The following is a 13,183-nucleotide window of genomic DNA, read 5'->3' on the forward strand; positions in this document are numbered from 1 at the left end:
CATGTGTGCAAGTAACCTGCGTTGTGCTGTTGTCAGCCTGTCAAAATACCGGTGCTGCAGTAACCCCGTCCCGGTAATTACCGGGGATGTTACGCCGCTAGAAGTTGCCCCCGGAGGAACCGAAGCCGCCGCCTCCGCCGAAGCCGCCGCCTCCGCCACCGAAACCGCCGAAGCCGCCGCCGCCCCATCCTCCGCCGCCCCCGTGCGAGCCGCCGCGGAGGATCGAGTCGATGAGGATGCCGCCCAGAATGGCACCGCCCAGGCCGCTGCCGCCGCCGCGGCCGCCGTACATTCCGCCGCCGCCGAAACCTCCCATGCCGCCCATACCGCCGAAACCATCGACGTCCTGCTGGGCCATCTGGGAAGCCTGCGCCGCCAGGGCGTTTGCCTGCTGGGCGTACGCCAGCGCGCTGACCGGATCCGAGGACTGAAGTGCAATGGCCTGCTGCAGGTTGCGTTCAGCTTCTGCCAGGCGGGTCCGCGCCTCGCTGCCAACCCCGCCGCGGCGGGCCCGGATGTAATCGGAAGTGCCGGCGATCTGCGCCTGCGCGGACATGATGGTGTGCTGGAGGGCGTCGCGTGCCCGCCGTTCCTGTTCCTGCCGGTCGCGCAGTCCTTCGAGAGCTGCATCAAGCTGGGCATTCGAGGCTTCAAGCCGTCCCAGCAGGTCCACTGGATCGTATTTCTCCCCGCGGGCCGCTGCCACAGCATCAAGTGCCTGTTCGACGCCGGCGATCGGACCGGCGAGCGCGGGCTGCGCACCGCCCTGTGAGAAGGCACGTGCCTGGGCGAGGTCCTGCTTCGCGTCGGCTACGGCGCGGTCCAGTTCCGCGGCTGCTTCGTCCAGCCCCTTGCCCGTGCGGTCGATGGCGTCCAGGAGGACGTTGGCCTGATGCACACTCTCCTCTGCAGCCCGGACAGCCAGTACTGCCGCGGAGGTATCTCCGCCCTGGAGCCTCTCTTCGGCGGTGGCGGATGCGTTTGATACAAATGCCAGCCGCTCCCGCGCCTGGTCAATGTTGTCCCGCACCTGGACCAGCGCGGAGTCACTGTACTTCGCGGACAGGCCTTCCAGCGCAGCACGGGCTGAGTCCAGCCGTTCTTCGGCGTTCCGGGCCGAGTCCTGGGCAGCGGCAAGAGCGGCAGGGGCGTTGCGTTCCAGTTCGCGCAGCGCGTCAAAGTCCTTCTTGTGGGCCTGCAGGGAGTCATTCACTGCTTCACAGCGGCGGATGATGTCCTTGAGCCAGGCGCGCTGCTGCTCCTCGGTATCGGGGATTTCGTCGTCAAGCTGCTGCTGCATCTTGAACGACTCACTCATGTGGGCGCGCGCAACTGCCAGGTCGTCGGTGAAAGTCGAGACGGCGTCGTCTCCGTACTGGGCTGCGGCAAAAGCCAGTTCCTGCTCGCTGGACTTGATTGCGTCGTCGGCCGCCACCAGCAGGCTTCCTGCCTGCTTGCGCAGCTCCGGGACGCTCATGGCGTCGAGCGGATCCTTGGGTGCAGCCGCTTCACGGCTGGTCAGTGCGCGCTGCTTCCTGGAACGGCTTCGAACCAGGGCGAAGACCGCAAACGCGCCCACCAGGACCAGTCCGGCCACCAGGAACGCCGGTACCAGGCTGCCGCCTCCGCCGCGGGATGTGGTTTCCCCGCTTCCTCCGCCGGCGATGTCCTCCAGCGATTCGGCGGCGTTGACGGCAGAAGCAGTCCAGTCCTGGGAAGTGATGTCCTGGTTGCCCAGGAGCGGTTCCTGTGCGGCCTGGAGCATGGCGTTGCGCCGGGACTCGTTTAGAACCGACTGGTCACCCGTGGCAACCTGCATCTTGCGGTCTTCGGTGGCGATTGCCAGCAGAGCTTCCTGGGCTCCCATGCCCTTGGTCTCCACTACGTCCCGTGCCCACGCGGTCGCGTCAGAGGGATCCGTGAACGTGTCGACGAAGACGACGTACAGGGTGTAGCCCGTGGATTCCTGCAGCTCTGTGATGGCGTCCCGGACCTCCGATGTACCAGCTCCGAGGGAGTCATTGGTATCCACCAGATACTGGCCCGGCGGAATGGTGACGGGCGGGTCGGCATGGGCTGCGGTCGGAACCAGCACCCCCAGCAAGCCGAGAGCAAGCACGGCTGCCAGCCGTGTGGTCCTGAACCGCATAAATTATCCTTCGTCTGTCATTCGTCTGTCCACGACAATCCTGTCGATGCTGCAACGGACTGCAGGGCGGATGTACCCCTGATTCTAGGGGTGGCCCCACCACCCGTCCACCAAGAAACCGTATCCTACAAAGCTGGTGGTTGACCTTATGTACCGGCGGCTGACTAGGCCCGACGGCGCCGATACCACCCGGCTCCCGTAGACGAACGCTTTCGGGGAATTCCCAGCGAGTATCCAGAAACCTTGTGCCTTTGTCACAGGGTGCACTGTCATAGTGGATGGGTCGATACTTACGGGTACAGCAATCTTGAAAGGACGGCCCATATGAGTGAGCACTTTGGGGGCAGCGAAGGCCCGCAGCGGCCGTTGCCTCCCCGTCCGCCGGCGCCGCCGTCGTCCTCAGTTCAACCGGAGTCTTCAGTTCAGCCGGAGTCCCAGGTTCCGCAGGAACAGCAGGGCGGTTCCGCGGCAGGTTCCGCCCCCACCGCGGCCGGCGCCCACGCGGCCGGCGGGGCAGCCTCCCGGGACGCGTCCTGGACCCAGACACAGCCGGCGTTTTACGGTCCGCCTGCGGCCCCGCCCGGGAACGGCGGCGGGTACCAGGATCCGAACTACGGCGGCGGGTATTCCGGCTCCGCTTATCCGGCGAATCCGGGCAAGCGCCGCTACGGGACCGGGACGCTGGTAGGCGCTATGCTTGTTGCCGGCCTGCTGGGCGGAGGCGTGGCCGTAGCAGCCAACTCAGTGATGGGTATCGGCAATGCCACGGCGGGAACCACCGGCCAGTCCCAGACAGTGGTGGTTAATGACCGGGATGACGTCAACGCCATTACGGCCGCCGCGGTCAAGGCATCGCCGAGCGTGGTGACAATCGAGGTTTCGGGCTCGGGCGCATCCGGAAGCGGCTCGGGCATCATCCTGGACGATGACGGCCACATCCTGACCAACACGCACGTGGTGACCCTGGGCGGTACCGTGGCCACACCTACCATCGAGGTCCAGACCGAAGACGGACGGGTGCTCTCGGCAACCGTTGTCGGGACAGACCCGCTCTCAGACCTCGCGGTCATCAAGGTGGATGCCCCGGACCTGGTTCCGGCGACGCTGGGCGATTCGGATGAACTGAACGTGGGCGACTCCGTGATCGCAATCGGTGCTCCGCTGGGGCTCTCCGGCACGGTAACGGACGGAATTGTTTCCACGCTCAACCGCACCATCAGCGTGCAGTCCTCGGCGGCACCGGAAAACGAGTCGGACACCGCTCCGGAAGACGACGGGTTCGGATTCCGCTTCGCCCCGCCGGACGGCTCGTCACAGAACCAGAGCTCAGCGGCGTCGTCCATCTACCTGAACGTCATCCAGACGGATGCCGCCATCAACCACGGAAACTCCGGCGGTGCCCTGGTAAACACTGACGGTGACGTCATAGGCGTGAACGTGGCGATCGCTTCTGCCTCCAGCACCGGCAGCGGCGAAGACAGCGGAAACATCGGCGTCGGCTTCGCCGTACCCGCCAGCTACGCGCAGCGTGTGGCCGACGAGATCATTGAGAACGGGTCGGCCACGCACGGTTTCCTGGGCGTTTCCGTCACACCGGCGACGGGCGCGGGCTCATCGTCTTCCTTCACCATTGGAGCCGCCATCGCGGACAACCCCGCCAGCGGGACCCCGGCAGCGCAAGCCGGCCTGCAGAAGGGGGACATCGTCACGGCGGTGGACGGCATCCCGATCACGGACGCTAAGTCGCTGACCGCGGCGATCCGCATGCAGCCGGCCGACAGCAAGGTGACGATTGACTACGTCCGCAACGGACAGGCTGAGAGCACCGACGCAACGCTGGGCGACTCAGCGGACCAGTAACTGTAAAACCGGATTGGCTCCGGGCCCCTGGCGCAAGCCGGGGGCCGGAGCCAATGTGCATATATGCGCAGTGCGAAGCGCTTCCGCGGCGCCGGGCTTTCACCGCCGCGGTATTCGAGCCGGGGCGCTGCGTGTGATTAGCTTGAATCTGTCACCGCCGACGGGCGGGGGATTGCCGGGATCCGACCGGCGGAATCTTCCTACAGGAAAGGCCGGAATGCAGGAGTCAGCCAACAGGCCGCTGAACATTGTTGTTTTGGTGAAGCACGTCCCGGACACCCAGTTTGACCGGCAGCTTGCCGGACCGGACCACACCCTTGACCGCTCGGAGAGCATCCTCTCCGAACTGGACGAATATGCGCTTGAAGCAGCGTTGCAGCTGGCCGAGGAACGCGGCGGCGAGAAGCGCGGCAACTCCGTTACCGCCGTCACAATGGGCCCGTCCGCAGCAGCGAACGCAGTCAAGAAATCACTCCAGATTGGTGCATACAAGGGCGTCCACCTGCTGGATGACGCACTGGCCGGTTCCGATGCTGCCGGCACGTCCCTGGCCCTGGCCGCCGTCGTGAACCACCTCAACGCCACCGCCGGACCCGTGGATCTGGTCATAACCGGGATGGCATCCACCGACGGCGAGACGTCGCTGGTTCCGGCCCAGCTCGCCGAACGGCTGGGTTACGCCCAGCTCACGTTCGCTTCCGAGCTGGAGGCCGCGGACACCGCCTCCGGCCCAGGGCTGAGGGCCCGCCGCGACGGGGATTCCTACTCCGAAATCGTCGAAGCCCCGTTCCCGGCCGTGGTTTCAGTCACCGACCAGGCCAACGAACCGCGCTACCCCAATTTCCGCGGCATCATGGCGGCGAAGAAGAAGCCGGTAACCGTCCTGTCCCTGCAGGAAATCGGGGTGGACTCTGCCCAGGTCGGCAAAGCCGGTGCCTGGACCTCGGTTGCTGCCTCCGCTCCGCGCCCAGCACGCGGGCAGGGAACGATCATTACCGACGACGGAAACGCCGGCGTAGCGCTGGTGGACTACCTCGCCTCGCAGAAACTCATCTAGCACGTCCCTTACGGCGCTGCCGCGCCTGTACCCCTAGGAGAGCGCCCAATGGGCTCCGTACTGGTCTTCATTGATGTTCCGTCCCTTCCCCTTCCGCGGGCCAGCCGTGAGCTGCTGGCCCTTGCTGCCACCATCGGCACCCCCGCAGTCGCGTCCCCGCAGCCTCTTTCCGAAGATGCCGCCGCGGAGCTTGCCGGCTACGGAGTGCAGCGGATCTTCGAACCCAGCCAGCCGCTGCCTGAAGTCCTGGTAGCCGCCAAGGCTGCGTTCCTCGCTGAGGCCGTCCGCGCAGCAGCACCGGATGCCGTCCTGCTGGGCAATTCCTTTGAGGACCGTGAGGTTGCGGCACGCGCCGGAGTGAAGCTCGGCTCCGGAGTGATTACGGACGCCGTCGCCGTGGCGCCGGACCTGGCCGTCACAAAATCCGTTCTGGCCGGTTCCTACACTTCCACCTGCCGTGTCGAAACCGGCGTTCCCATCATCACGGTGAAGGCCAACTCAGTGGAACCCGCGGAGCGGGGCGCAGCCGGATCACCCGAACGCGGCCTCGTGACTGTCCCCGAGACAGGACCGGCGGCGGTTGTGATGGAACGGTCCGAGAAGCGCGTCAGCGGACGGCCGGAGTTGTCCGAGGCCCGCGTGATCGTGGCCGGCGGCCGCGGCCTGGACGGGGACTTTGGTCCGGTGGAGGAACTTGCGGACCTGCTCGGCGGTGCAGTGGGCGCCTCCCGTGCGGCGACGGATGCAGGCTGGATTGAGCATTCGGCCCAGGTGGGCCAGACCGGCAAGACTGTCTCGCCCCAGCTGTACATCTCTGCCGGCATCTCCGGTGCGATCCAGCAGAAGGCCGGTATGCAGACCGCCAAGGTGATCGTCGCGGTTAACAAGGACGCCGACGCCCCCGTCTTTGAAATCGCGGACTTCGGTGTTGTGGGCGACGTCTTCAAGGTGCTGCCGCAGGCCGCGGAGGAGATCCGGAAGCGCCGGGCGTGAGCGCATTCCCAACCGGAGTCCCTGGGCGCGTCCTCGCGTTCGCCGCGCACCCGGATGACATCGACTTCGGTGCCGCCGGGACGCTCGCCAAATGGTGCGCCGCGGGCGCCGAAGTGACGTACTGCATCATGACCTCCGGGGACGCCGGAGGATTCGAACCAGGTGACCGGGAAGGCATGACGGCGCGGCGCAATGCTGAGCAGCGCGCCGCAGCGGACATCGTCGGGGCCGGGGAAATCCACTTCCTGGGGGAGCGGGACGGCTTCCTGGCCGTCAATCACGAGGTTGTGGGCAGGACCGTGGAGCTGATCCGCCGGGTGCGTCCCGACGTCGTGCTTTCGATGCACCCGGAACGGAACTGGTCCCGTCTCCAGGCCAGCCATCCAGATCATCTGGCCTGCGGCGAGATCGTGACCAGGGCGGTATACCCTGCGGCCGAAAATCCCTTCGCCTACCCCGAGCTCGCCGCCGGCGGGCTCGAAGCATACAAGGTGCCGTGGCTGTTCTTTTACGGAGCGCCGCGCGAGCGCGAAAACCACGCCGTTGACATCACCGCAGAAGTGGACCGAAAGCTCTCAGCCATCCGGGTCCATGCCAGCCAGCATCCCGACCTCGCAGGCATGGAGTCCGGGGTGCGCTCATTCCTGCAGGAAAACGCCGTGCGCCATGGCCTGCCCGAAGGCGCCAGCGCGGAGGTCTTCCACGCGGTGGGAGTCAACACCCCCGCCACGATCGCAGGTTTCTAGGGTTTGACGGCCGTTACGATCAGGGTGTCGGCATTGAGCGTGTACTCCTCGCCCAGTTCTGCGAGGAACGCCGTGCGGACGCGCTCGGCGGCACCGGGGTCGGCGGGCAGCAGCTGACGGAGCGGGCTGCCCATCACCAAAGCCCAGGCCAGGTCCTGGCTCAGTGCCACCGGAACCGGGGTGTGAACGGCCTTCACTCCGGTCAGCCCGGCGGACTGCAGCCGGTCCGTGGCCTTTTCCGGGGTGTTGATGCTCAGCATGTTGTCCCGTGAGCCGCCGCTGGCTTCCGGCAGCTCCACGCCTTCGGCGGCGCAGTGGCGGAAGAGAGCGGAAGTGAATTCCGTGAGCGCGCCCTCAGCCCAGGTGCTAAGCGCCAGGCGGCCGCCGCTTCGCAGCAGGGACACCAGATGGCGAAGCCCCGCGTCCATGTCCGGGAGGAAGAACACGGCGTAACCGCACAGAACGACGTCGTACTCCGTGTCCGGCTGCCAGGAGAGTACATCGGATACGTGGAACGAAGCGTTTTCCAGGGACAGCGTCTGGGCCTTCGCAGCCGCCACTTCCAGCAGCTCCGCTGAGAGGTCCACCGCGTCCACGACGGCTTCCGGGCCGGCGCTCTGCGCCGCCGGCACCGTGATGGCTCCGCCGCCGCTGCAGGCGTCCAGGACGCTCTCACCCATGCTCACATCGGCCGCGGCCACCAGGGCATTGCCCATTGGGTTCCACAGGGACGGGGCGAGGCGTTCAAAGTCGAGTGCACCGGCGTTGAAGGTCTCGGCAAGGGGATGCTGCTCGGGCATGGTGTGTCCTTTGGCTTAGAGCTGGGCACCTGCGAAGCCGTGCTGGCGCCAGGCTTCGTAGACAGCAATGGAGGCGGAGTTAGCGAGGTTCAATGACCGGAGGGAGGGCAGCATGGGCAGCCGGACGCGGGCCGTGACGTGCGGATCGTTTTTTACTTCAGCGGGCAGGCCTACCGATTCGGGACCAAAGAGCAGCACGTCTCCGGGCTGATAGGCGACGTCGGTATATGAGGTATCCCCGTCCGAGGTGAAGGCGTAAACCCGTTCGGGCTGCAGCGCTTTCCAGGCAGCTTCCAGATTCGGGTGCACACGAAGCACTGCCAGGTCGTGGTAGTCCAGTCCGGCGCGGCGCAGCTTTGAGTCTTCAAAATCAAAACCCAGGGGCTCCACCAGATGGAGCTCTGCGCCGGTAATGGCGGCAAGCCGGATTGCGTTTCCCGTGTTGCCGGGGATTTCAGGGGTATAGAAGAGGATGCGGAACACGTCTTTATCCTATGCCCGCGCCGCTACTGTTTCGCCGCATCAAGGAGGGCGCCCAGCACGGGAAGGAGCACTGTGTTCGGTTGAGGTCCGGTACTGAAGAACCGGCGAAGGTCCCGGGCAAGGGTTCCCGGGTTCACGACGTCCACCGGAGCTGACTCAGGAAGATTGGGCGGTGAGTCGATGACGGGTTCAAAAGGGTTCTGGTTGGCGTTGTGGAGTACCAGCCAGCCGGAGACCCGGACGTCCGGGAACCTCTCCTGCAGTGTCCGGACGGCGTCGTCCAGCCGAAGCGATCCGACTGCATGCCCGCGGTGGCGCAGGGTTTTGCCGTCCCAGTACCAGGCCCCGGGAGAGGCCATCATCGAATCGATGACCGCCATCCGGTACCCGCCGAGCAGGACATGGCCGATCTCCAGCACCCCTCCCCGGCGGCCGCTGTCCGGAATTCGCAGACTGTTGACCAGCCTGCCTGCCGGGTAATCCGGGAGAAGGGAGTTGGCCAGCAGCCCGATAGTCAGGTTTTCAGCGTCGTACCGGGAACCGGCAGATGAACCCATCCGTTTGAACAGGCCGGGTCGTTCCGGCTCGCCGTTAACCTGGCGGCTGATCATCGCCAGGGGAATTGCCGGCGGCCGCTGAGGGGAAAAGTCGGGTTCAAAGACCGGAGACTTACCAAAGTCGGGGTTTGGTGCCGGTCGTCCGGGACGGCCCGGGGCGGTGCCGGCGCCGGTTCCCGCAGGACGGGCAGGGGAGGAGCCATTTGGTGCGGCGCCGGTGCCGGCATGACCCAGACGCCGGTCGTAGGCGCTTCGCTGGAGCGGATCGGAGAGTACCTGGTATGCCTCCGATACGAGGTGGAAGAGCTCGCTGCTGCCGCCCTGGTCCGGGTGGGACCGGCGGGCTGCACGACGGTAGGCCGACTTGATCTGCTCGCTCGTCGCGGACGGCGTGAGTCCCAAAACCTCATACAGCGATTGGTTTGGGGGAGTCACTGCTGGTCCTCTCGATAGCGAGTCGTCGGCGGCGGCATCCCGGCGCGGGTCCGTGGTGCCATACCTGCACATCACGGTGCAGGCACCGGTATAACGCTGCAGGCCGCGGATTAGTTCGCAGCCTGGCGGAGAGCCAATTCTAGCGTTCGAAAAAGGGATGCAGACGCATCGGCTGCAGGCCGGTTTGGTGAAGGACTCCGGGGCGCGGAGCGCCGAAGGAGCACAAGCCGTTAGAATTGTCTGGTGCCCGTGTACCTCGACCACGCGGCGACCACGCCGATTTCGGCTTCGGCCCTCGCCGCACTCACCTCCGAACTGAGCCGCAGCGGCAATCCTTCCTCGCTGCACGGCTCCGGCCGGCGTGCCCGGACGGTTGTTGAAGACTCCCGGGAAACCCTTGCCGCCGCGCTGGACTGCCATCCTTCCGAAGTCATCTTCACCTCCGGTGGCACAGAGGGGGACAACCTGGCAGTCAAGGGACTGTACTGGTCCCGCCGCGACGCAGATCCGCGGCGGACCCGCATCCTGTGTTCCCCGGTGGAACATCACGCTGTGCTTGACACGGTGGAATGGCTCGAAAAACATGAAGGCGCCGTCGTTTCCTGGCTGCCCGTGGACTCGGACGGCGTGGTCAGCCTCGACGCGGTGCGCCGCGAGCTGGAGGAACACGGTGGGGAGACGGCACTGCTTACGGTGATGTGGGCGAACAACGAGGTTGGTGCCATCCAGGACATTCCGGCCCTGGTTGAACTCGCGCACGCCCACGGCGTACCCGTGCACTCGGACGCGGTGCAGGCCTTTGGCACCGTTCCCGTGAGCTTCCGCGAATCCGGCCTGGACACCATGGCGGTCAGCGGACACAAGATTGGCGGCCCTGTGGGAGTCGGTGCGCTGGTAGTGGGACGGGCAGTGAAGCTCACGCCGGTGCTGCACGGCGGCGGCCAGGAGCGGGACATCCGTTCAGGAACCCTGGACAAGCCCGGAATTGCCGCGTTTGCTGCGGCGGCCCGGGAAACCACCGAAAACCTGCAGGAAGAAGCCGCACGGCTGCGCACTCTGCGCGACTACCTGATTACCGCCGTCGAACGCACGGTTCCCGACGCAGTACTCCGGGGACCGCGCGACGACGAGGCGGGCACCCGCAGGCTGCCCGGCAACGCCCACTTCACCTTCCCCGGGTGCGAGGGAGACTCCCTGCTTTTCCTCCTGGATCTTGCAGGGGTAGAGTCGTCCACCGGCTCGGCGTGCACCGCCGGCGTGCCCCGGCCCTCCCATGTGCTGCTTGCCATGGGACTAAGTGAAACCGAGGCCCGCGGGGCCCAGCGCTTCAGCCTGGGGCATACATCCACGGCTGACGACGTTGATGCATTGATAGATGCCCTGCCCGAGGCCTATGAGCGGGCCAAGAAGGCCGGCATGGCGGGCAGCGAAAGCAGCATTCGAACAGCAGGGACAGGTTTTTTCTCATGAAGGTTTTGGCAGCAATGAGCGGCGGAGTCGACTCCGCCGTAGCCGCAGCAAGGGCAGTAGAGGCAGGGCACGACGTCGTTGGGGTCCACCTGGCGCTCTCCCGGATGCCCGGTACGCTGCGCACCGGCAGCCGCGGCTGCTGCACCATTGAAGACTCGCGTGACGCCTGGCGGGCCTGCGACATCCTGGGGATCCCCTACTACGTCTGGGACTTCTCCGAACGCTTCAAGGAAGACGTGGTGGATGACTTCGTCGCCGAGTACGCGGCCGGCCGCACCCCCAATCCGTGCATGCGCTGCAACGAACGCATCAAGTTCGCTGCCCTGCTGGAGAAGGCACTTGCCCTGGGATTCGACGCCGTCTGCACCGGCCATTACGCCAAGGTGATCACCGACGCCGACGGCAACCCGGAACTGCACCGCGCCGCTGACTGGGCAAAGGACCAGTCCTATGTGCTCGGTGTGCTGACCCACGAGCAGCTCAGGCACGCCATGTTCCCTCTCGCTGACACCCCGTCCAAGGCGGAGGTGCGGGCTGAGGCTGAGCGCCGGGGCCTGTCTGTGGCCAACAAGCCCGACAGCCACGACATCTGCTTCATTCCCGACGGCGACACCCGCGGCTGGCTCGAAGAGCGCATCGAAATGACCGAGGGCGAGATCGTGGATCCCACCGGCGAAACCCTCGGCACGCATCCCGGTGCCAACGCGTTCACCGTCGGCCAGCGCAAGGGCCTGAAGCTGGGCCGCCCGGCTGCCGACGGCAAGCCGCGCTTTGTACTGGAGATCCGGCCGAAGGAAAACAAGGTCATTGTCGGACCGGAAAAGCTGCTTGAAATCGACCAGATGCGCGGCATCAAGGTCTCCTGGGCCGGGCTGCCCATCCGTGAGATAGCCACCGGGGAAACCTTCGAGTGCACCGCGCAGGTCCGCGCGCACGGCGACCCTGTTCCCGCCACCGCCTGGATGGAAACAGGGGAGGACTCCCGCAGCGAGCTCGTGGTCCGGCTGAAGGATCCCATGCGCGGAGTGGCCCCCGGGCAGACCGTGGTGATCTACCAGGGCACCCGGGTGCTGGGCCAGGCCACGATCGACTCGGCACGTTCCCTGCAGTGGGACCCCGCAGCAGTCTCCTAGCCCCGGCCGCCGTAACCTGCGCCGGTGCCGGCCGTCCGGGACCCTAAACTGGAGTCATGAGTACTGCACCAGCTGACGACGACTTCGACCCCAAAGCCAGCTCCCTTTCCGGCAAGGTGGCCGACGAGGTCATGGACGAGCTGCTTGCCATGCGCAGCAGCATCGACAACATCGATGCGACGCTGGTGTATCTGCTGGCCGAACGGTTCAAGGCAACCCAGCGGGTGGGGCACCTGAAGGCCGAGCACCACCTGCCCCCGGCTGACCCAGGCCGTGAAGTTGCACAGATCGCCAGGCTCCGGCGGCTGGCGGAAGACGCCCACCTGGACCCGGCCTTCGCCGAGAAGTTCCTGAACTTCATCATCAGCGAGGTCATCCGGCACCACCAGGCCATCTCCGAGACCCGCAACGGCGGAAGCAATGACGCAGGAGCCTGAAACTTCCCAGCCGGCCCCGCCGTCCGGGGTCACAGCTACGGCAGCGGGCACCTGGCCCGGAACAGATCCGCTGGAAGCGGCGAAGACCATCCGGGGCGAACTGGGTGAGCCGCACCTGCCCTTCCTGGTGGAACTGCCCCAGCGGGGCCCGGGTGCCGACGCCACCGGACGTACCGCCGCACTGCTCGTGGAGCTCCCGGTGGACCTGCAGCCGCATGGCTGGCGCCTGGTGGACCGTCCCGGCGTCGACCACCGCCGCGCAGTTTCGCTGCTCTCACGAGACATTAACACCCTTGCCGACGTCATCGGCGAGGAGGAAGCACCTGGCCCCGCCCTGAAGGTCAGCCTCCGGGGACCGCTCTCCCTGGCCGCTTCCCTTTACCTGCACAACGGTGAGCGGGCGCTTTCGGACGCCGGTGCCCGCCGGGAGATCGCCGAATCCCTCGCCGCAGGTGCTGTCGGTTACGTTGAGCGGGTCAAATCCATAGCGCGGGGAGCAGCGATTACGGTTCAGCTGGATGAGCCCCTGCTGGACCGGGTCCTGAGCGGACGCATTCCAACAGCGAGCGGCTACCGGACGCTGCGGTCGGTTCCGGCACAGGAAGCCTCACAGGCCTGGACTGCACTGCGGGAGACCCTGCTGGCAGCCGGTGCAGGCGAGGTCGTCCTGAATCTGCCCTCCGCGGACCATGGCCGGCCCGGATCGGGGCTGGACCTTGCACTGGGAGCAGGGGCCGACGGCGTTGCGCTGCCAGCCCGAGGTCTTTCCAGCCGTGACTGGGAGGGACTCGCAGAAGCGATCGAGGCCGGGAAGCAGATCTGGCTGGGCATCCTGCCGCTTCCTGCCGCCGGTGCGGCACCCCACCAGGTAACGGGGCTCGTTGAGGACGTCACCGGACCGTGGTCCCGGGTGGGACTGCCGCTGCGGGACCTCCCGGCACTTCGGATCATGCCCGACGGTGACCTGGCGGATCTTGCGCCGTCCAGCGCCAGGCGTGTCCTGGAGCGGCTGGCCCAGACCGCATCGGCCCTGGACCAGCTGGCCGCTGAAGGCTAAGGCCCG

The 13,183-nt window shown here is 66.4% G+C and carries 12 protein-coding genes; 8 read left to right on the top strand and 4 right to left on the bottom strand.

Translation table 11 applies throughout. The annotated features are described in order from the left end of the window. Nucleotides 1-97: 97 nt before the first annotated feature. A complete protein-coding gene (locus FYJ28_RS05035) occupies nucleotides 98-2,149 on the bottom strand; it encodes a TPM domain-containing protein (protein ID WP_154578456.1) in 2,052 nt (683 codons plus the stop codon). Between the two features lie 324 nt (nucleotides 2,150-2,473). Here FYJ28_RS05035 and FYJ28_RS05040 point away from each other — a divergent pair, with 324 nt between their 5' ends. From FYJ28_RS05040 to FYJ28_RS05055, 4 genes are all read left to right on the top strand, one after another. Next, on the top strand, nucleotides 2,474-4,009 hold the full coding sequence (locus tag FYJ28_RS05040; protein ID WP_154578457.1) for a S1C family serine protease: 1,536 nt from the start codon (nucleotides 2,474-2,476) through the stop codon (nucleotides 4,007-4,009). 217 nt (nucleotides 4,010-4,226) lie between these two features. Further along, nucleotides 4,227-5,066 carry an electron transfer flavoprotein subunit beta/FixA family protein gene (locus FYJ28_RS05045; protein WP_195840599.1) on the top strand — a complete coding sequence of 280 codons (840 nt, stop codon included), beginning with the start codon at nucleotides 4,227-4,229 and terminating at the stop codon, nucleotides 5,064-5,066. Nucleotides 5,067-5,114: 48 nt separating this feature from the next. Then, the gene (locus FYJ28_RS05050; protein WP_055239524.1) at nucleotides 5,115-6,059 is read left to right on the top strand and encodes an electron transfer flavoprotein subunit alpha/FixB family protein; all 945 of its coding nucleotides are present in this window, start codon (nucleotides 5,115-5,117) and stop codon (nucleotides 6,057-6,059) included. After that, nucleotides 6,056-6,805, top strand: coding sequence for a PIG-L deacetylase family protein (locus FYJ28_RS05055; RefSeq protein ID WP_326831516.1), 750 nt, complete (start codon nucleotides 6,056-6,058; stop codon nucleotides 6,803-6,805). Before FYJ28_RS05050 ends, FYJ28_RS05055 begins: the two co-directional genes overlap by 4 nt. Here FYJ28_RS05055 and FYJ28_RS05060 read toward each other — a convergent pair. The 3 genes from FYJ28_RS05060 to FYJ28_RS05070 are packed head-to-tail and all read right to left on the bottom strand — an operon-like array spanning nucleotide 6,802 to nucleotide 9,080. Continuing rightward, nucleotides 6,802-7,605 carry a class I SAM-dependent methyltransferase gene (locus tag FYJ28_RS05060; protein ID WP_055239526.1) on the bottom strand — a complete coding sequence of 268 codons (804 nt, stop codon included), beginning with the start codon at nucleotides 7,603-7,605 and terminating at the stop codon, nucleotides 6,802-6,804. The two genes, FYJ28_RS05055 and FYJ28_RS05060, sit on opposite strands and share 4 nt — an antisense overlap. A 15-nt stretch (nucleotides 7,606-7,620) precedes the next feature. After that, nucleotides 7,621-8,088, bottom strand: a complete 468-nt coding sequence (locus tag FYJ28_RS05065; protein ID WP_055239527.1) for a tRNA (cytidine(34)-2'-O)-methyltransferase — start codon at nucleotides 8,086-8,088, stop codon at nucleotides 7,621-7,623. 23 nt (nucleotides 8,089-8,111) lie between these two features. Further along, on the bottom strand, nucleotides 8,112-9,080 hold the full coding sequence (locus tag FYJ28_RS05070; RefSeq protein ID WP_195840600.1) for a J domain-containing protein: 969 nt from the start codon (nucleotides 9,078-9,080) through the stop codon (nucleotides 8,112-8,114). A 243-nt stretch (nucleotides 9,081-9,323) separates the two neighbouring features. Here FYJ28_RS05070 and FYJ28_RS05075 point away from each other — a divergent pair, with 243 nt between their 5' ends. The 4 genes from FYJ28_RS05075 to FYJ28_RS05090 are packed head-to-tail and all read left to right on the top strand — an operon-like array spanning nucleotide 9,324 to nucleotide 13,177. Next, nucleotides 9,324-10,550 (top strand): cysteine desulfurase family protein, encoded by a 1,227-nt coding sequence (locus FYJ28_RS05075; RefSeq protein ID WP_326831517.1) that lies wholly within the window; start codon nucleotides 9,324-9,326, stop codon nucleotides 10,548-10,550. After that, on the top strand, nucleotides 10,547-11,683 hold the full coding sequence (mnmA, locus tag FYJ28_RS05080; RefSeq protein ID WP_055239530.1) for a tRNA 2-thiouridine(34) synthase MnmA: 1,137 nt from the start codon (nucleotides 10,547-10,549) through the stop codon (nucleotides 11,681-11,683). Before FYJ28_RS05075 ends, mnmA begins: the two co-directional genes overlap by 4 nt. A gap of 56 nt (nucleotides 11,684-11,739) precedes the next feature. Continuing rightward, nucleotides 11,740-12,120 (top strand): chorismate mutase, encoded by a 381-nt coding sequence (locus FYJ28_RS05085; RefSeq protein ID WP_055239531.1) that lies wholly within the window; start codon nucleotides 11,740-11,742, stop codon nucleotides 12,118-12,120. Next, nucleotides 12,104-13,177, top strand: coding sequence for a hypothetical protein (locus FYJ28_RS05090; protein ID WP_154578460.1), 1,074 nt, complete (start codon nucleotides 12,104-12,106; stop codon nucleotides 13,175-13,177). Before FYJ28_RS05085 ends, FYJ28_RS05090 begins: the two co-directional genes overlap by 17 nt. The last annotated feature ends 6 nt before the right edge of the window (nucleotides 13,178-13,183 follow it).

Source organism: Arthrobacter sp. BL-252-APC-1A (assembly GCF_009696625.1).
GTDB lineage: Bacteria > Actinomycetota > Actinomycetes > Actinomycetales > Micrococcaceae > Arthrobacter_B.

Bases quoted from the DNA above. Each gene is read 5' to 3' on its own strand.
- FYJ28_RS05035 (WP_154578456.1), bottom strand. From the start codon at position 2,149: ATGCGGTTCAGGACCACACGGCTGGCAGCCGTGCTTGCTCTCGGCTTG.
- FYJ28_RS05040 (WP_154578457.1), top strand. From the start codon at position 2,474: ATGAGTGAGCACTTTGGGGGCAGCGAAGGCCCGCAGCGGCCGTTGCCT.
- FYJ28_RS05045 (WP_195840599.1), top strand. From the start codon at position 4,227: ATGCAGGAGTCAGCCAACAGGCCGCTGAACATTGTTGTTTTGGTGAAG.
- FYJ28_RS05050 (WP_055239524.1), top strand. From the start codon at position 5,115: ATGGGCTCCGTACTGGTCTTCATTGATGTTCCGTCCCTTCCCCTTCCG.
- FYJ28_RS05060 (WP_055239526.1), bottom strand. From the start codon at position 7,605: ATGCCCGAGCAGCATCCCCTTGCCGAGACCTTCAACGCCGGTGCACTC.
- mnmA (WP_055239530.1), top strand. From the start codon at position 10,547: ATGAAGGTTTTGGCAGCAATGAGCGGCGGAGTCGACTCCGCCGTAGCC.
- FYJ28_RS05085 (WP_055239531.1), top strand. From the start codon at position 11,740: ATGAGTACTGCACCAGCTGACGACGACTTCGACCCCAAAGCCAGCTCC.
- FYJ28_RS05090 (WP_154578460.1), top strand. From the start codon at position 12,104: ATGACGCAGGAGCCTGAAACTTCCCAGCCGGCCCCGCCGTCCGGGGTC.